This window comes from Caulobacter sp. FV1ye6ST (assembly GCF_058681225.1).
Map to the genome: position 1 here is coordinate 784,485 of NZ_CM178733.1, position 17,387 is coordinate 801,871.

General features: G+C 69.4%; 17 protein-coding genes. 13 read left to right on the plus strand and 4 right to left on the minus strand.

Features of this window, described 5'->3' with window-relative positions:
- Positions 1-21: 21 nt before the first annotated feature.
- A complete protein-coding gene (locus tag ACW175_RS03780; RefSeq protein WP_492103322.1) occupies positions 22-453 on the minus strand; it encodes a pilus assembly protein N-terminal domain-containing protein in 432 nt (143 codons plus the stop codon).
- A gap of 317 nt (positions 454-770) precedes the next feature.
- Between ACW175_RS03780 and ACW175_RS03785 the strand changes: the two genes are divergently transcribed.
- The 10 genes from ACW175_RS03785 (at position 771) to ACW175_RS03830 (ending at position 10,484) form a co-directional block, all read left to right on the plus strand.
- Positions 771-950 (plus strand): Flp family type IVb pilin, encoded by a 180-nt coding sequence (locus ACW175_RS03785; protein WP_492103323.1) that lies wholly within the window; start codon positions 771-773, stop codon positions 948-950.
- A 181-nt stretch (positions 951-1,131) separates the two neighbouring features.
- The gene (locus ACW175_RS03790; RefSeq protein ID WP_492103324.1) at positions 1,132-1,644 is read left to right on the plus strand and encodes an A24 family peptidase; all 513 of its coding nucleotides are present in this window, start codon (positions 1,132-1,134) and stop codon (positions 1,642-1,644) included.
- Positions 1,645-1,849: 205 nt separating this feature from the next.
- Positions 1,850-2,740: a Flp pilus assembly protein CpaB gene (gene cpaB, locus ACW175_RS03795; protein ID WP_492103325.1), complete on the plus strand. Its 891-nt coding sequence runs from the start codon at positions 1,850-1,852 to the stop codon at positions 2,738-2,740.
- 20 nt (positions 2,741-2,760) lie between these two features.
- On the plus strand, positions 2,761-4,419 hold the full coding sequence (locus tag ACW175_RS03800; RefSeq protein WP_492103326.1) for a type II and III secretion system protein family protein: 1,659 nt from the start codon (positions 2,761-2,763) through the stop codon (positions 4,417-4,419).
- Positions 4,420-4,428: 9 nt separating this feature from the next.
- Entirely contained in the window at positions 4,429-5,109 is a 681-nt protein-coding gene (locus tag ACW175_RS03805) for a CpaD family pilus assembly lipoprotein (RefSeq protein WP_492103327.1), read from the plus strand.
- On the plus strand, positions 5,109-6,692 hold the full coding sequence (locus ACW175_RS03810) for a CpaE/TadZ family protein (protein ID WP_492103328.1): 1,584 nt from the start codon (positions 5,109-5,111) through the stop codon (positions 6,690-6,692). Before ACW175_RS03805 ends, ACW175_RS03810 begins: the two co-directional genes overlap by 1 nt.
- Positions 6,693-8,213, plus strand: a complete 1,521-nt coding sequence (locus ACW175_RS03815) for a TadA family conjugal transfer-associated ATPase (RefSeq protein WP_492103329.1) — start codon at positions 6,693-6,695, stop codon at positions 8,211-8,213.
- A gap of 3 nt (positions 8,214-8,216) precedes the next feature.
- On the plus strand, positions 8,217-9,194 hold the full coding sequence (locus ACW175_RS03820; protein WP_492103330.1) for a type II secretion system F family protein: 978 nt from the start codon (positions 8,217-8,219) through the stop codon (positions 9,192-9,194).
- Between the two features lie 12 nt (positions 9,195-9,206).
- On the plus strand, positions 9,207-10,196 hold the full coding sequence (locus tag ACW175_RS03825; RefSeq protein WP_492103331.1) for a type II secretion system F family protein: 990 nt from the start codon (positions 9,207-9,209) through the stop codon (positions 10,194-10,196).
- 90 nt (positions 10,197-10,286) lie between these two features.
- Positions 10,287-10,484: a hypothetical protein gene (locus tag ACW175_RS03830; protein ID WP_492103332.1), complete on the plus strand. Its 198-nt coding sequence runs from the start codon at positions 10,287-10,289 to the stop codon at positions 10,482-10,484.
- Here the strand turns inward: ACW175_RS03830 and ACW175_RS03835 are convergent.
- Together ACW175_RS03835 and ACW175_RS03840 are read right to left on the minus strand one after the other, a co-directional pair.
- Positions 10,462-12,549, minus strand: a complete 2,088-nt coding sequence (locus ACW175_RS03835) for a hypothetical protein (RefSeq protein WP_492103333.1) — start codon at positions 12,547-12,549, stop codon at positions 10,462-10,464. The two genes, ACW175_RS03830 and ACW175_RS03835, sit on opposite strands and share 23 nt — an antisense overlap.
- A gap of 44 nt (positions 12,550-12,593) precedes the next feature.
- The gene (locus tag ACW175_RS03840) at positions 12,594-13,460 is read right to left on the minus strand and encodes an aldo/keto reductase family oxidoreductase (protein ID WP_492103334.1); all 867 of its coding nucleotides are present in this window, start codon (positions 13,458-13,460) and stop codon (positions 12,594-12,596) included.
- 75 nt (positions 13,461-13,535) lie between these two features.
- Between ACW175_RS03840 and ACW175_RS03845 the strand changes: the two genes are divergently transcribed.
- Entirely contained in the window at positions 13,536-14,162 is a 627-nt protein-coding gene (locus ACW175_RS03845; RefSeq protein WP_492103335.1) for a TetR/AcrR family transcriptional regulator, read from the plus strand.
- A 6-nt stretch (positions 14,163-14,168) separates the two neighbouring features.
- On the opposite strand, the gene ACW175_RS03850 is transcribed toward ACW175_RS03845, so the two are convergent.
- Positions 14,169-14,990 (minus strand): tetratricopeptide repeat protein, encoded by an 822-nt coding sequence (locus ACW175_RS03850; RefSeq protein ID WP_492103336.1) that lies wholly within the window; start codon positions 14,988-14,990, stop codon positions 14,169-14,171.
- Positions 14,991-15,074: 84 nt separating this feature from the next.
- On the opposite strand from ACW175_RS03850, the gene ACW175_RS03855 reads away from it, so the two are divergent.
- The gene (locus ACW175_RS03855; protein ID WP_492103337.1) at positions 15,075-16,481 is read left to right on the plus strand and encodes a leucyl aminopeptidase family protein; all 1,407 of its coding nucleotides are present in this window, start codon (positions 15,075-15,077) and stop codon (positions 16,479-16,481) included.
- On the plus strand, positions 16,478-17,311 hold the full coding sequence (locus ACW175_RS03860) for a C40 family peptidase (protein ID WP_492103338.1): 834 nt from the start codon (positions 16,478-16,480) through the stop codon (positions 17,309-17,311). The genes ACW175_RS03855 and ACW175_RS03860 overlap by 4 nt, the downstream gene beginning before the upstream one ends.
- Positions 17,312-17,387 lie beyond the last annotated feature (76 nt).

The following is a 17,387-nucleotide window of genomic DNA, read 5'->3' on the forward strand; positions in this document are numbered from 1 at the left end:
GCGCCCGCGTAGGAGAGGGGCTTACGGCGTGCCCGAGGCCGGGCCCGACGCGCCGGCGGCGCCGACGCGCATACAGCGGGCGACCCCGCAGGCATAGTTGTTGGCCGCCGCGCCGCGATAGACCGTCACGCCGCCGTCGCCGATCTCCGAAACGACCACATGGCGGCTGGTCAGGGTCGCGCCGCCGGCGCCGAAGGCCATGACGGTGGTGACGCCCGGGCGCTTGCCCATCACGACCAGGGTGCGCTCGTTGACGATGCTTACATCGGCAATGGTGGGATCGGCGATCACCACGTCACGCACCACGCCGCCCACGCTCATGGAGGTGGCTTCGCCCGCGGCGAGCGACAGGTCGAAAGAGGTCGCCTTCACCGGCAGGGCGCCCGTCTGGGCGCTGGCGGCCCCGCCCGCGAGGGTCAGGACGGCGGCGATGGCGAGGGATAGGTGGCGCATGAGGTTTCCGATCTGGGATCCGAACGTCCCTCAGCATCGGTCAGTTTGGTCAACAAAAGACTAAAGCCGGGCTGGCCGCGTCCAAGCGTCGCTTGAGAAAGTCATTGATTCAGAAGGGGTTGATCGCGTTCGTCGCGTCCATGGTTAAGAGCAGATAACGGTAAATACAAATAAACCAAAAGAAAATCTCTGAAAACTATTCGGTGTTTACTGGCCATTAAGTGAGGTGGGCCAAATTGATCGTGTTTTCGGGGGTTAGCAAGTCGAGCCGGCTTGAAGCCTCAAATCAACCAGCTCTGACTTTAGGAGATCTACTCATGACCAAGTTCGTCACTCGCTTTCTGAAGGATGAATCGGGCGCCACGGCCATCGAATACGGCCTGATCGCTGCCCTCATCGCCGTCGTGATCATCTCGGGCGTCAGCGTCCTCGGCACCAACCTGAACTCGAAGTTCAAGAGCGTCGCCGACAAGGTCTCGACCGCCGGCGGCACCTGATCCTTAGCTAAACACTCGAAAAGAAGAGGGTCGAGGCGCAAGCCTCGGCCCTTTTCTTTGTTTTGAAGGCCGGGTCTTCGTTTTGAAGGTTGGGGCGCGGGAAACGATTGCTTCATCCGTCCCGCCCAGAATGAACCGTACGGAAGGGGTCCCCGACGGGGATTCGAGAAGGCGCCAGAGCATGCAAGCTATCCAGATCCCGCTGCTGCTGATCTTTCCGGTCCTGGCCATCATCGGCGGCCTGAAGGATCTGATCAGCTACACGATCCCCAACTGGATCTCGCTGGCCCTGATCGCGGCCTTCGTTCCGGCCGCCCTGGTCAGCGGCGCGCCGCTGGCCCAGATCGGTCTGTGCCTGGCCGTGGGCGTCGGCGCTCTCGTCCTCGGAATGGGTATGTTCGCCGCCGGCTGGATCGGCGGGGGCGACGGCAAGCTGTTCGCCGTCTGCGCCCTGTGGATGGGCTGGCCCGGCGCCTTCATGTTCCTGGTCTATACCGGCCTGGCGGGCGGGGTCCTGACCTTCGCCATCCTGACCCTGCGCTCGGGCTATCTGGTCCCGGCCGTGGCCGGCGGGCCGGCCTGGCTGCGCAAGCTGGCGGCCAAAGACGGCGATCTGCCGTATGGCCTCGCCATCGCCGCCGGCGCCCTGTGGGCCTTTCCGCACGGCGCCCTGGCCGCCGCCGCCCTCACCTGAGACTCGTTCGGGTTGAGCCGCGCCGCGCGCTGACTCATCCCGCGACACCCTGCCACGCGCCCTCCCTACCGAACGGTGAAAACTTTTAGCAGCCGTTAACCATGCGCGGGTGAGCATGGAGCGTGGCCAGAAAGGCTGACTGACGAATCGTGCGTGCTCGCCGGACCGGCGGCCGTGCGGCTCACCCTAGAGTTCCAGCCCGCGCATGAGCCCCGTTCGCCTCCTGATCGTCCTGATCGCCGCCGTCTCGGCCATAGGCCTGGCCGTGGTCCTGCAGCGCGCGCTGGGCGGCAAGCCGGCCGTTCCGGCCGCCGTGGCCGCGCCCGTCGCGCCGGGCAAGCCGATGACCCAGGTCCTGGTGGCCAAGCGCGACCTGCCGATCGGCACGCGCCTGGTGGCCGCCGATGTCGCCTGGCAGGCCTGGCCCTCGGACTCCATCAGTCCCGCCTTCATCACCAATGGCGCGGCCCCGGCCGCGCCGAACGGCAAGGTCGAGGCCGCCAAGGCCGCCGTCAGCGGCGCCGCCGACCAGATGATCGGCGGCGATCCCGCCAAGATCGTCGAGGGCGCGATCGTCCGCGACCCGATCCTGACCAGTGAACCGATCACCAACCGCAAGATCGTGCGGGGCGGCGAGGGCGGCTACCTGTCCGTCGTCCTAACCCCCGGCAAGCGCGCCATGGCCGTGCCCGTCACCTCCGAGACCGCGGCGGGCGGCTTCGTCCTGCCCGGCGACCGCGTCGATGTGCTGATGACCCACGACGCCCCGACCGCCGCTCCGGGCGACAGCGGCGCCGGCGGTCGCGTCGTCGTGGCCGAGACCGTCCTTCAGAACATCCGCGTCCTGGCCCTGGACCAGTCCACATCCGCCGACAAGGACGCCAAGTCGATCGTCGCGGCCACCGCCACCCTGGAGGTCGGCCCGACAGAGGCCGAGGCCCTGACCCGCGCCAAGGCCGGCGGTCCGGTGACCCTGGCCCTGCGCGCCTATACCGATCTCGGCGGACCCTCGGGCATCGTCGGGAGGACGGCCGCGGACACCACCGTCCGCATCAATCGGGGCGGCCAGACCTCCAACGTCTCGGTGCGCCCATGAGCCGCCCGGTGAAAGCAGAAATGTCCCTGAAGCGCCGTATCGCGACGGTCCACATGGCCGTCCTGTTGGGCCTGTCCTCGACCGCGCCGGCCTTCGCCGACGGTCCGATCGGCGGCTCGCACGTCTATCGTCCCGCCGCCCGCGTCTCGCGTCCGACTCCGCCGCCGGTCATGCCGATGGCCCCCGCGCCGGTCGGCGAGCAGGTGACCCGCATCGTCCTGACCGCCGACCAGAGCGCCGCGACGGTCGAGCTGGTGCGGGGCAAGTCGGCGGTCATCGAGCTGCCCAGCGACGTCCGCGACCTCTTGGTCACCAACCCGACCGTGGCCGACGCCGTCCTGCGCGACAAGCGCCGCATCTATGTGGTCGGCCTGACCGAGGGTGTCACCGACGCGGCCTTCTTCGACGCCGCCGGCCGCCGGATCGTGTCGCTGAACATTCGGGTCAGCCAGCCGGTCGAGCAGCTTTCCGCCACCCTGGCGCGGGTCCTGCCCGACGCGCGGATTCAAGTGCAGCCGATCCGCGACAGCGTCATCCTGACCGGCACCGTCCGCAACGCCGCGGAGTCCGACGCGGTCACGCGCATCGCCACCCAGTTCGCCGGCAAGCCGGAGAACGTGCTGAACATGCTGACCATCGCCGGCAAGGACCAGGTGATGCTGCAGGTTCGCATCATCGAGGTGCAGCGCAACGTCATCAAGCAGTTGGGCTTCGACCTCAACGCCATCATGGGCCAGCTGGGCCAGGACCAGTTCTCGTTCGGCCTTTCGCCGACCTATGGCGTCAACGGCAGCCTGCTGGGCGGCGTGACCGGCGGCTACAGCCGCGACACCACCAAGGCGCCGGTGATCTCGCGCGACGTGAAGGTGCCGCTGACCAGCTGTTCGAACGGCGTCTGCACGACCTCCGAAACGCTTAAGGCCTACGACTTCGTCGACCCCAAGGATCCGCTGTCGACGATCCGGAACGTGGCCGGCAGCACCGGCCTGAACCAGGCCAAGAGCATGGTCCAGGCGTTCGAGCGGGTGGGCCTGTTGCGCACCCTGGCCGAGCCGAACCTGACGGCGGTGTCCGGCGAGGCCGGCCACTTCCTGGTCGGCGGCGAATTCCCGGTCCCGACCGGCAGCGACCAGACCGGCCGGATCGCGATCGAGTTCAAGCCCTACGGCGTGGGCCTGGGCTACACCCCGGTGGTGCTGTCGGGCGGCCGCATCTCGCTGAAGATCTCGACCGAGGTCTCCGAGCTGTCCAGCCTGGGCGCGTTCTCGCTCAGCAGCGGGGGCTCCGCGGCCCTGGTCGTGCCCGGTCTGTCGGTGCGCCGCGCCGAGACCACCGTCGAGATCCCGTCGGGCGGCTCGCTGATGATCGCGGGCCTGCTGCAGCAGACGACCAAGCAGACGATCGACTCGATCCCGGGCATGACCTCGATGCCGATCCTGGGCACGTTGTTCCGGTCGCGCGACTTCCTGAACGGCCAGACCGAGCTGGTGATCATCGTCACCCCGTACATCGTCGACCCGACCCGTCCGCAGAACCTGCAGACGCCGGCCGACGGCCTGGTCTTCGCCAACGACATGAGCACGGTCCTGCTGGGTCGTCTCAACAAGGTGGTCAAGGCGCCGGTCGGCGCGAACGCGGGGCGCGCGTACCAGGGCCCCGTCGGCTATGTGATCGAGTAGGACGCAGCCATGACGCTTAACCTCTCCGTCAAGTCCGTCCTGATGGCCCTGGCCCTGTCCGGCCTAGCCGCCTGCGCCTCGACGCCGCCCGACCAGGGCCCGTCGAAGACCGCCGCCACCGACACCCAGCAGTGGATGGACCGCATCAAGGTCACCTCCGCGCCGGACGAGATCGTGCTGGCCCCGCACGCCACGGGCCTGTCGTCCAATCAGTCCGCCGCGCTGGAAGCGCTGATGGGCCGCTGGCTGCAGGCCGAGGCGCGCGAGCTGGTGGTGACCTCGCCCAACACCGCCGGCGCCATGGCGACCCAGATCAGGGACCGCCTGGTCACCCTCGGCGCGCCGGGCTCGCGCGTGCGGGTCGTCGGCTTCAACCCGACCGGTCCCGACGACGACACCATCCGCGTCGGCTTCCTGCGCTACGAGGCCGAGAAGCTGAAGTGCGGCCAGCATTGGGAAAACCTGGCGGCCACCCGCAACAACCAGCCCTATGACAACTTCGGCTGCGCCCTGGCCGCCAACCTGGCCGCCCAGGTCGCCAATCCCGAGGATCTGATCCGGCCGCGCGACACCACGCCGATCGACAACGGCCGTCGCGAGACGGTGCTCGGCCTCTATCGCAAGGGCGATGTGACGAGCTCCAAGAAGGACGAGCAGGCCAGCGGCTCGATCTCGAAGGCGATCCCGTAATGCGGCCGTCCGACAACGATCCCTTCGACCTTGGCTTCGACGCCGCGGACGAGTTCACCACCGGGGCGTCCGATCCCTGGCGCGCGTCCGCGCCGCCGTCGCTGAACCCGACGGTGGGCGGCTTCGACGACCCGTTCGCCGACTTCCCGCCGGCCCGCCCGGAGCCCGCGCAGCCGCGCGCGCCTCAAGCCACCCGTCCGACCCCGCAGGCCCAGCCGCAAGCGCAACGCGCCGCCCCGCCGCCGCCGCAACAACAGCGCCCGTCGCCGCCGGCCCGCGCGCCGCAGCCGGCCGTCGCCGCCTATGAAGACGACGACCTCGACATCGCCGAGATCGCGCCGCCGGCCGCGCCGATCTATCACGAGCCGATCTCGGACGGCGGCCTGGGCGACGCGACGATTCCGCGGATCACCATCCACGCCTTCTGCGCCCGACCGGAAACGGCGGCCATGGTCGAGCACGCCGCCGCCGATCGCCGGATGGCCAGGACCTCGACCATCGTTCGCGACGGTGGGCTGGAAGCGGCCGTCGACTACTACCAGAACCAGCCGACCCCCTCGCTGGTCATGGTCGAGGCGATCGACGGCGCCCAGCGCCTGTTGCACCTGCTCGACAGCCTGGCCCAGGTCTGCGACCCGGGCACCAAGGTGGTCGTGCTGGGCCAGACCAACGATATCGCCCTCTATCGCGAGCTGATGCGCCGCGGGGTGAGCGAGTACCTGACCCAGCCGCTCTCGCCGCTGCAGATGATCCGCGCCGTCGGCGGCCTCTACGCCGACCCGTCCGCGCCGTTCATCGGCCGCCAGATCGCCTTTGTCGGCGCCAAGGGCGGCGTGGGGGCCTCGACGCTCTCGCACAACTTCGCCTGGGCGATGGCCGAGAAGATGCAGACGGCCACGGTGCTGGTCGACCTGGACCTCGCCTTCGGCACCGCAGGCCTCGACTTCAACCAGGATCCGCTACAGGGCGTCATCGACGCCCTGACCCAGCCCGACCGCCTGGATCCGGTGCTGATGGACCGCATGATGGTCCGCTGCGGCGATCGCCTGAGCCTGTTCGCCGCCCCGGCCACGCTGGACGATGACTACGACATCGGCGCCGACGCCTACGAGGAAGCGACCCAGAAGATTCGCGGCGCCGCGCCCTTCGTGGTGCTGGATATCCCGCACGTCTGGAACGCCGCCACCCGCCGGGTGCTGGTCGGTTCGGACGATCTGGTCGTGGTGGCGACGCCGGACCTGGCGTCCTTGCGCAACGCCAAGAACATCATCGACCTGGTCAGGGGCTCGCGTCCCAACGACGCGCCGCCGCGCCTCGTTCTGAACCAGGTCGGCGTGCCCGGCCGTCCCGAGATCCCCGTGAAGGACTTCGGCGAGGCCCTGGGCATCCAGCCGTCGCTGGTGCTGCCGTTCGATCCCAAGCCCTACGGCCAGGCGGCCAACAACGGCCAGATGCTGGCCGAGGTGGCGCCCAAGTCGAAGGCCGCCGAGGGCCTGGAGCACCTGGCCCGCCTGATCAGCCGCCGCGAGCCGCCGCCCTCGCAGAAGTCTTCCATGCTCTCGGGCCTGTTCAAGAAGAAGTAGATGTTCGGCAAGCGTGATCGGTCAGCCCCCGCCGAACAGAAGGCGCCGCCCCCCGCCCCGACGGGCGGCGCGGCCATCGCCACGCGTCCGCAGCGGGTCGAGCCGGCGCCCGCCCCGACCGCGCCCCCGCCCAAGGTCGTCAGCCCCGCCAAAGCCGGCCCCGCCCCCAAGGCGACGCCAGGCCTCGATCAACTGCGCGCCGCGCAAGGGGTCGCCGCCGCCCAGACGACCAACATCGTCCGTGAACAGAGCGATTACTACCACGCCACCAAGACCGTCATCTTCAACGCCCTGCTGAACACCATCGACCTGAGCCAGCTGGCCCAGCTCGAGCAGAAGCAGGCCGCCGAGGAGATCCGCGACATCGTCGCCGAACTGGTGGCGATCAAGAACGTCTCTATGTCGGTGGCCGAGCAGGAGACGCTGGTCCAGGACATCATCAACGACGTCCTCGGCTATGGTCCGCTTGAGCCCCTGCTGGCCCGCGACGACATCGCCGACATCATGGTCAACGGCGCCCACCGCGTGTTCATCGAAGTGGGCGGCAAGGTCCAGCTGACCAATGTCCGCTTCCGCGACAACATGCAGCTGATGAACATCTGCCAGCGGATCGTCAGCCAGGTCGGCCGCCGCGTCGACGAAAGCTCGCCGATCTGCGACGCCCGCCTGCCCGACGGTTCACGCGTCAACGTCATCGCGCCCCCCTTGGCTCTGGATGGTCCGACCCTGACCATCCGGAAGTTCAAGAAGGACAAGCTGACCATGAAGAACCTGGTGGACTACGCGTCCATCAGCCCGGAAGGGGCGCGGGTTCTGGGCGTCATCGGCGCCTGCCGCTGCAATATCGTCATCTCGGGCGGTACGGGCTCGGGCAAGACCACCCTGCTCAACACCATGACCGCCTTCATCGACCCGACCGAACGGGTCGTGACCTGCGAGGACGCCGCCGAACTGCAGCTGCAGCAGCCGCACGTGGTGCGCCTGGAAACCCGTCCGCCGAACCTGGAAGGCTCCGGCTCGGTGACCATGCGGGACCTGGTCAAGAACTGCCTGCGGATGCGTCCCGAACGCATCATCGTCGGTGAAGTCCGCGGCCCGGAGGCGTTCGACCTCCTCCAGGCCATGAACACCGGCCACGACGGCTCGATGGGCACGTTGCACGCCAACAGCCCGCGCGAGGCGATCAGCCGTATCGAGAGCATGATCACCATGGGCGGCTATGGCCTGCCCTCGAAGACCATCAAGGAGATGATCGTCGGCTCGGTCGACGTCATCGTCCAGGCGGCCCGTCTTCGGGATGGCAGTCGCCGCATCACCCACATCACCGAAGTTGTCGGCCTGGAAGGCGACGTGATCGTCACCCAGGACCTGTTCGTCTACGAGATCACCGGCGAGGACGAGCACGGCAAGGTCGTGGGCAAGCACCGCTCGACCGGCATCGCCCGCCCGCGCTTCTGGGACCGCGCCCGCTATTACGGCCTGGAGCGCGAGCTGGCCGAAGCCCTCGACGCGGCGGAGTAGACGATGCTGTTCGTGATCGCCGGCATCCTGGGCTTCATCACCATCGCGGGCCTGGGCTTCGCCTTCGCGGGCGGTGACAGCGGCCAGGCCAAGGCCGCCAAGCGCGCCCAGATGATCGCCGGGGGCGGCGAGCGCCAGGTCGCCGTGCGCGCCAAGGCCGCCGCCAACACGCCGGACGCCCGTCGACAGAACATCCTCAAGGCGCTCAAGGAGCAGGAGCGCAAACAGAAGAAGGCCACGCTGAGCATCAGCGCGCGCATGCTCGCCGCTGGCCTGGGCGAGAACGTCAAGATGTTCTGGATCGTCAGCGGCGCGCTGGCGTTGATCGTCGCCCTGGTGCTGCTGGTGCTGAGCCAGAACCCGCTGATCGCCCTGGGGGGCGGTTTCGCCGCTGGCCTGGGCTTGCCGCGCTGGGTCCTGGGCTTCCTGGCCAAGGGCCGCACCAAGAAGTTCACCGAGGCCTTCTCGGACGCCATCGACATCATCGTACGCGGCATCAAGTCGGGCCTGCCGGTCCACGACTGCCTGAAGATCATCGGCAAGGAGAGCCCCGAGCCCCTGGGCGGCGAGTTCCGCACCCTGACCGAGAACATCGCCATGGGCGTGCCGGTCGATGCGGCGCTGGAGAAGATGTACGAGCGCATGCCGACCAGCGAGCTGCGCTTCTTCGCGATCGTTCTGGGCATCCAGGCCAAGACCGGCGGCAACCTGGCCGAGGCGCTGGGCAACCTCTCCACCGTCCTGCGCGCCCGCAAGCTGATGAAGGAGAAGATCAAGGCGCTGTCGGCCGAAGCGGTCGCCTCGGCCTCGATCATCGGCTGCCTGCCGCCCGGCGTCGTCACCCTGATCAGCGTCACCTCGCCGTCCTACATGAAGCCGATGTTCACCGATCCGCGCGGGCACCTGATGCTTCTGGCCGGCGCGGTGTGGATGACCTTGGGCATCGTGGTGATGCGCAAGATGATCAACTTCAAGTTCTAGGGGCGCGCCGCCATGGGCATTGTCGCCACGCTCACCGATCCCTCCAACATCCTGACGGCGTTCATCGCCCTGGTGACGTTCGCCACGATCATCACCCTGGTCTCGCCGGCGCTGCGCGACAACAACCTCGAGGGCCGCCTGAAGTCGGTGGCCAACCGCCGCGAGGAACTGCGGCGTCGCGCGCGCCAGAACATCGCCCAACGCACCGGCGGCGCCGCCGGCGGCACGCTGCGCCACCAGGACGAAGGCCTCTACAAGAACGTCGTCGAACGGCTGCAGCTGTCGCGGCTGCTGGAGGACCCCAAGGTCGTCGACAACCTGGCCCAGGCCGGCTTCCGCGGCCCGCGCCCGGTCAGCACCTTCTATTTCTTCCGCTTCGTGGCGCCGTTCGTGTTCGCCGCCGTGGTGGGTCTGTACCTCAACGTCGTCAACGACTTCGGCCTTCTGCCGATCCAGAAGCTGTGCGCCTGCATGGCCGCCCTGGTGCTCGGCTACTACGCGCCCAACGTCTACATCTCCAACATCGCCCAGAAGCGCCGCGAGTCGATCGTGGCGGCCTTCCCGGATTCGCTGGACCTGCTGCTGATCTGCGTGGAAAGCGGCATGTCGATCGAGGCGGCGATCCAGAAGGTCGGGGCCGAGGTCGGCTCCAGCTCGATGGAGTTGGCCGAGGAGATGTCGCTGCTCACCGCCGAGCTGTCGTACCTGCCCGACCGCCGCCTGGCCTATGAGAACTTCGCCCGACGGACCAACCATCCGGGCATCAAGTCCGTGGCCACCGCCATGATCCAGGCCGAGCGCTACGGCACGCCCCTGGGCGCGGCCCTGCGGGTCATGGCCAAGGAAAACCGCGACCTGCGCCTCTCGGCCGCCGAGAAGAAGGCCGCGGCCCTGCCGGCCCAGCTGACCGTGCCGATGATCCTGTTCTTCCTGCCGGTGCTGTTCGTCATGATCCTGGGCCCGGCGGTCATGCGGGTGCAGGACATCGTCGGCAAGCACTGAGGCTTCCCCCGCCTCGCGTCCTCAACCCACGCACGATTGGCGCGCGGCTTGCGCGCACCCGGCCGTTCAGTATCGGTTTGGGACAGTGGGATGGATCACGAAATCGGCGAAGACCCTCCGATCCGCGCGTTCGCGGCGGACGAGGAAGGCAACGCGGCCATCGAGCTGGCGTTGGTGGCGGGCCTGGCGGCGATCCTGGCGCTGACCATGAAGGAGATGCTGGCCATGCCGCTGCTGGGCGTCTTCACCAAGGCCAGCAAGGTGCTCAGCCAGGTGCTGGCGGGCTGAGCACGCCGCGCACGACGACCACCGACCAGGGCGGCAGAAGCACAGACTTCGCCCCGTCCTGGCGCAGCTCGAACGGCGGCATGTCGCGGACCGGTCGGCTCTTCTCGCCGGCGTCCTTCCAGGCGTAGCGCGAGCCGTCGTAGCGCCAGACCTCCACGCGTCCGGCGAAGCCTTGCGTGCGGCCGTCGGCGCCCTTGAAGGTCATCGCGGCCGCGTGGGCGGAGTTGGCGTCGCGGTTGACCAGCATCAGCGCCCAGGCGCCGTCGGGGCGATGGACAGCGTAGGCGCTGACCAGCGCTCGGCCCTTGGCGTCGCGGACGCTGGAGGCCGCCGGCCAGACTTCGTGCGCGCCATGGCCCGGCTGGCTCCAGGCCTGGGTCAGCAGGCGGGCGGCATGGAAGGTCGGGCTGGGCCACTTGGCCGACCCGTTCTCATCCGTCTGCCAGGTCATCATGTTGCCGTAGCCGGCGCAGGCCTGGTGCTGGTTGATCGGCTGGTTGGGCGTGTAGCCGAACAGGAAGGCCTGCTTGCCGCCCTTGGCCATGAAACGCCCGACGATGTCGGCGTTCAGCAGCGCCGCCGGCATTTCCGACATCACCCGGCCCGAATAGGCCGAGAAGCCGTACTCGCTGATCACCAGCGGCGTCGTGGCCGGCACGTGATCGTCGCGCAGCCTTTGCAGGTCGGCGTCCAGCAGGGCGTCGTGGTCCAGCAGCTTGGTCTCGACCGGCCCGCAGACGTCGTCGAACGGATAGTGCTCGAACGAGACGAAGCCCAGGTCCTTCAGCCGGCCCCGGGCGGCCAGGGCGTCGACGAACCGGCGGGTCCACGAGCGGTCCTCGCCGACGTCCGGCCCCCACATGTCGGCGACGGCGTTCTGCAGGCTGGGGCCGCCGGTGGTGATATTCGGATCCACCGCGTGGACGGCGTCGGCCATCTGTTCGTAGAGGGCGGCATAGTCCTCGGGGGCGTTGTACTGGCCGTCGGCCTCCTCGCCGATCTCGACCTGGTCGACGGGATAGCCGCGCCGCTTCAGCCAGCGAATCTCGGCGGCGACATTATCGGGCGTGTCGAACAGCGCCCCGACCGGCACCATCATGGGCAGGCCGCTGGTCAGGCCGCCGCGGTAGACCAGATCCAGGCCCGGCTGCTCCAGCTCAAGATCCTTGTCGACGGCCCGGTGCCAGGGATCGGTCGAGGACACGTGCATGACGCTCTGGGTCGTGCGCGAACGGCCCTTGCGGATCACGTCGTGAAAGCCGGCCGCATCCAGCGTGCCGAACCCCACCTCGGCCAGCGCATAGCCCAGGCCGTCGCGGACGTCGGTCGAGCCCTTCGGCGCGGTCCCGGACGATCGGCTCATCAGCACCCGCACCATCACGGTGGAAATCGGCGCGTCGGCCAGTTTCAGCATCGCCTCGCCGCCGGTCGCGCCCGTGACCGTCCCGTGCGGGAAGGTGATCCAGCGTCCGTCGGGGTCCCAGTCGTCGTGGCCGGTCCAGTACTGCACGTGGTAGTCGACCGCATAGGGCGTGGCCCAGGTCAGCCGGGCGGCGTCGATCGCCTTGGCCTCGCCCAGCTCCGCCGCCAGCCACTGCGGCCGCGCCGGGGCGTGGGTGTAGCGGGCGTCGAGATAGGGGTTGGACTTCCAGAACGTGCCGGCGTCGCCGTCGTCCAGCCGCGAATAGCCGGCGTTGTTGGCGTTGTCGTTGGTCATGCCGCGCCGGGGCAGGTCGTAGCCGTAAGACAGCAGGATCGGCGCGCCGGGCGTCTCATTCGAGGTCCAGTAACCCTGGGCGTGGGTCGCGTCGCTCCAGCGGCCTTCAGGGTTCCAGTGCCAGACTTGGTTGCCCAGTTCGGTGCGCAGGCGGTAGGTGATCTTGCGCAGCCCCGCCTGGCGCATGGCCTTGATGTTGCGCGGCGTATAGGTCGCCGCCACCTCGCCCCGTCCCATCCCGTCCAGCCCGCCGCCGAACGCCTCGTCCGGGCGAAAGACGTTGAGCGGCCTGCCGGCGGAGAGGTCGACGACAACCGGGTCGGGGATGGGAGGCAGGGCGGCGATCACGGCCGAGGTTTCAGCGCCACCATTTGGGCGAAGGCAAGGCGGCGCTAACCTGCCACACCCTCCAGCTCAGCCATCACCTCATCCGAGAGCTCCAGCGCCGCCGCCGCCAGGTTCTCGCGCAGGTGGCCGACCGACGAGGTCCCCGGGATCAGCAGGATGTTGGGCGAGCGGCGCAGCAGCCAGGCCAGGGCTGTCTGCATCGGCGTGGCGCCCAGCCGCTCGGCCACGGCGGACAGGGCCGACGACTGCAGCGGCGAGAAGCCGCCCAGCGGGAAGAACGGCGTATAGGCGATCCCGGCCATGGCCAGGTCGTCGACCATCGCGTCGTCCTCGCGGTGCGCCAGGTTGTACATGTTCTGGACGCAGACGATGTCGGTGATGCTCCGCGCCTCGGCGATCTGGGCGCTCGTGACGCTGCTGACGCCGATATGGCGCACCAGGCCCTCGCGCTTCAGGTCTGCCAGCACGCCCACATGCTCGGCGATCGAGCCCTCGGCCGGGGCCATCATGCCGAACATGGCGCGGAAGTTGACCACGTCCAGCGCCTCCAGGCCCAGGCGCCGCAGGTTGTCGTGCACCGCCGACCGCAGCTCGGCGGGCGAGGTCGCGGGCAGCCACGAAGCATCGTCGCCCCGCCGCGCGCCGATCTTGGTGACGATCACCAGGTCGTCGGCATAGGGGTGCAGCGCCTCGCGGATGATCTCGTTGGTGACGAACGGGCCGTAGTAGTCGCTGGTGTCGATGTGGTTGACCCCCAGGGCGACGGCCTCGCGCAGCACGGCCACGGCGGCGGCGCGGTCCTTGGGCGGGCCGAACACATGCGGACCCGCCAGCTGCATGGCCCCGTAGCCCAACCGCCGGACGGTGCGGTCGCCGAGTTTGAAGGTTCCGGCTCGATCTATGCTGGTCATGCTGACTTCCCTGGCTTGCGTCTGAACGCGAGACAGAGCATCTGAAGAATCCTTCAGTTTTGGAATTCGCTTTCGATGACCGCCGTCGCAACGCCCCTGAAGCCCAGGAAACAGCCGGTCCAGGCCCGGTCGGCCGCCACGATCGAGGCCCTGCACACCGCCGTGATTCAGGTTCTGACCCGCGAGGGGCTCAGCCGCTGCACCACCACGCGGATCGCCGAGCGGGCCGGCATGTCGGTCGGCAGCGTCTACCAGTACTACCCCAACCGCGACGCCCTGTTGGCCGCGGTGCTGGAGCGCCACCTCAGCGGCATCGCCGACGCGATGGAGCGGGTCTGTCTCGACAGCCGGGGGCTGCCGGTCGCCCGGATGGCCGAGGCCCTGGTCGAGGGCTACATGGCCGCCAAGCTGCGCGACGCCGGAGAGTCCAAGGCGCTCTACGCGGTGGCCGGCGAGCGGGGCGGGTTCGAGCTGGCGGCCCGCGTCTACAAGCGCATCGAGACGGCGGTCACCGCCCTGCTGGCCACCGCGCCCGACGCGACGTTCGAGGATCCGCACATGACGGCGTCGATCGCCTTGAACGCCCTGGTCGGGCCGGTGCGCTCGATCCTGGACGGCCAGGCCACCCCGGCCTTCGAGGCGCGGCTGCAGGGACAGCTGGTGCTGCTGCTGACGGCGTATCTGGAGAGCGGAAAGCTCTGAGCGGGGCTACTGCCCGCCGCCGGCCTTCATCGCGTCCCAGCTGCGGCCGGACCCGGCCTGGCCGAGGGCGGCGCGCAGATAGGCCAGGTTGTTGCTCACCTGATCGGGCGGCAGGTCGGCGCGGGCCAGTTTCTCGGCTTCCGGCAGACGGCCTTGCAGGCCGACCACCAGGGCCAGGTTCTGGCGCACCTGGATGCCGGCGGTGGGCAGGGCGGCGGCGCGGCGCAGCTGGGCCTCGGCGCCGGTCAGGTCGCCCTTGGCGGCCAGGTGCATGGCGTAGTTGGCCAGAGGCGCGGCCTCGGTCGGCGCAAGCGCCAGGGCCTGACGGTGGGCGGCCTCGGACTCGTCGTCGCGCTCGGCCTGCTCATAGGCCACCCCCAGCAGGGTCAGCGGACGCCAGTCGCGGGGATTGAGGGCGGCGGCCTTGCGGGCCGGCTCGATGGCGTAGAAGCCTTGGCCGCGGGCGATGTGGGCGCGGGCCAGTTCCAGCAGCAGGGCCTCGTCGTCGGGACGGGAGACCAGGCCCTTGGTCGCGGCCTCGGCGGCGTCGTCATTGCGGCCCAGGGCGCGCAGGGACTGGGCCAGGGCGGCGCCGGCCTCGGCGTCGGCCGGATCGGTCTCGAACTCGGCGCCCCAGAAGGCAGCGCGGGCCAGCGGGTCCAGGCGACGGGCCTCTGCGCGCTGCTGCGGCGAGGCCTTCACCGGCGCGGCGGCCTTTGAGGCCTCGACCTGGGCAGGCTTGACCGCGTCGGCGGCGAAGGCGGCGGGGGCGCCCAGCAGGATGGCCGGGGCGAGCAGGGTTGCGACGAGCGCGCGCTTGCGACACATGAAGACATGTCTCCAGAAGGTTCGCCCATTGTCCGGGCGCGGCCCTCAAGGAATCGTTAAGCATAATTTTAAAGGACTTCTTCGATGTCCGACGCGACGCATCCGATCCTGGCCGAGGCCAAAGGGCAGGCGATCCCGGTCCACCCGGTCAGCGAGGCCGAGCTGGAGGCCTTCCTGGCCCGAAAGCGCGCGCCGGTCAGGACTTACGCCGCCGCCAACAAATTCACGGGCAAGGCCGGCCAGGTGCTGGCGGTCCCTGGATCCAGCGGCGCGGTCGAGCAGGTGCTTCTGGGCACGGGAGCGGGCCGCGTTGATCTGTCGCTGTTCCGCGCGCTGGCGGGCAAGCTGCCGGCCGGCGAGTACGTGCTGTCGAAGCTGCCGCGCGGCGTCGATCCGGAGCAGGCGGCCCTGGCCTTCGCCCTCGGGACCTATCGCTTTGACCGCTACAAGAAGAAGGGCGAGCCGATCGCCCGGCTCGTGGCGCCCAAGGGCGTCGACGCCGCCGCCGTCACCGCCACGGCCCACGCCTGCGCCCTGGCCCGCGACATGGTCAACACCCCGGCCAACGACATGGGGCCGCTGCAGATCGAGACCATCGCCCGCGAGATCGCCGAGCACTACGGGGCGACGTTCTCCGTGGTCACCGGCGATGCGTTGCTGACCGAGGGCTATCCCGCCGTCCACGCCGTGGGCCGCGCGGCCGTCGAGGCTCGCGCGCCCCGGATGGTAGAACTGAGCTGGGGCGACGCCTCGGACCCGGTCGTGGCCCTCGTCGGCAAGGGCGTGGTGTTCGACACCGGCGGCCTCGACATCAAGCCCTCGGCCGGCATGAGGCTGATGAAGAAGGACATGGGCGGCGCCGCCCACGCCCTGGCCCTCGCTCGGATGGTCATGGAGGCCAAGCTGCCGGTGCGGCTGGTCGTCCTGACCCCGGTGGTCGAGAACGCCATCGCCGGGGACGCCATGCGCCCGGGCGACGTGCTGCGGACCCGCGCCGGCCTGACCGTGGAAGTGGGCAATACCGACGCCGAGGGCCGCCTGATCCTGGCCGACGCCCTGACCCGCGCCGCCGAGCTCAAGCCCGCCCTGACCCTGGACTTCGCCACCCTGACCGGCGCGGCGCGGATGGCCATGGGGCCGTTCGTGATCCCGTTCTGGACCCCCGACGACAAGCTGGCCGACCAGCTCGACGCGGCCTCGAAGACCGTCGCCGACGCCCTGTGGCGGATGCCCCTGACCGAGGCCTATCGCGAGGCCCTGGACAGCGACATCGCCGACCTGAAGAACGACCCCGACGGCTGGGCCCAGGCCGGCGCCACCACGGCGGCCTTGTTCCTGCAGCGCTTCGCACCAAATGGTGAAGAAGTGGGACCCTGGGTCCACTTCGACGTCTTCGCCTGGAACCCCAAGGCGCGTCCTGGATTCCCGGTCGGCGGGGAAGTCCAGGCCATCCGCGCCGCCTTCGCCATGCTCAAGGGCCGTTTCGCATGACGCTAGACTCTCGGATCACCCTGGCCCGGCCCGACCTGGCCGACCAGCGCCTGGAAGGCCTGGTTCCCGCCGAGCGCTACGCCGCCAGCCGCGTGATGGTCTGCGCCGCGCCCGCCGCCGCCATCCGCGCCGCCGCCGCGCCTGACGCCGAGCAGTGGGACCAGCTGTTGTTCGGCGAGGTCTTCCGGGTGCTGGAGGAAAAGGACGGCTTCGCCTGGGGCCAGGCCCCGCGCGACGGCTATGTCGGCTATGTGGCGACCTCCGACCTGGTCGAGCAGGGCCATCCGCCGACCCACGCGGTGTCGGCGATCCGCACCTACGCCTTCAGCCAGCCCGACATCAAGTCGCGGCCCGAGGGGCTCTACAGCCTCAACAGCCTCGTGACGATCGAGGCCCGCGAAGGCCGCTTCGCCAGGGGCGCCGGCACGGGCTGGTTCGTCGAGGCGCACCTGACCCCGATCGGCCGCGGCGAGAAGGACTATGTGTCCGTCGCGGCGCGCTTCCTGGGCGCGCCCTACCAGTGGGGCGGCCGCGAGAGCCTGGGTCTGGACTGCTCCGGCCTGGTGCAGCAGGCGCTCTATGCCTGCGCGCGGGCCTGTCCGCGCGACACCGACATGCAGCGCGGCTTCTTCCCCGAGGTGGCCGAGGCCGACCGCCGGCGCGGCGACCTGGTGTTCTGGAAGGGTCACGTGGCCATCCTGCTGGACCCCGACACCATCCTCCACGCCAACGCCCACCACATGGCCGCGGCGATCGAGCCGCTGGCCGAGGCGATCGCCCGGATCGCGGCGACGCCGACAGGCGACGTGCTGGGGTATCGGCGGGCTTAGTTTCCCCCTCCCGCCAGGGAAGAGGGGAAATGCAGCCAAACAAAAAGGCCGCGGAGCTTTCGCTGCGCGGCCTCTT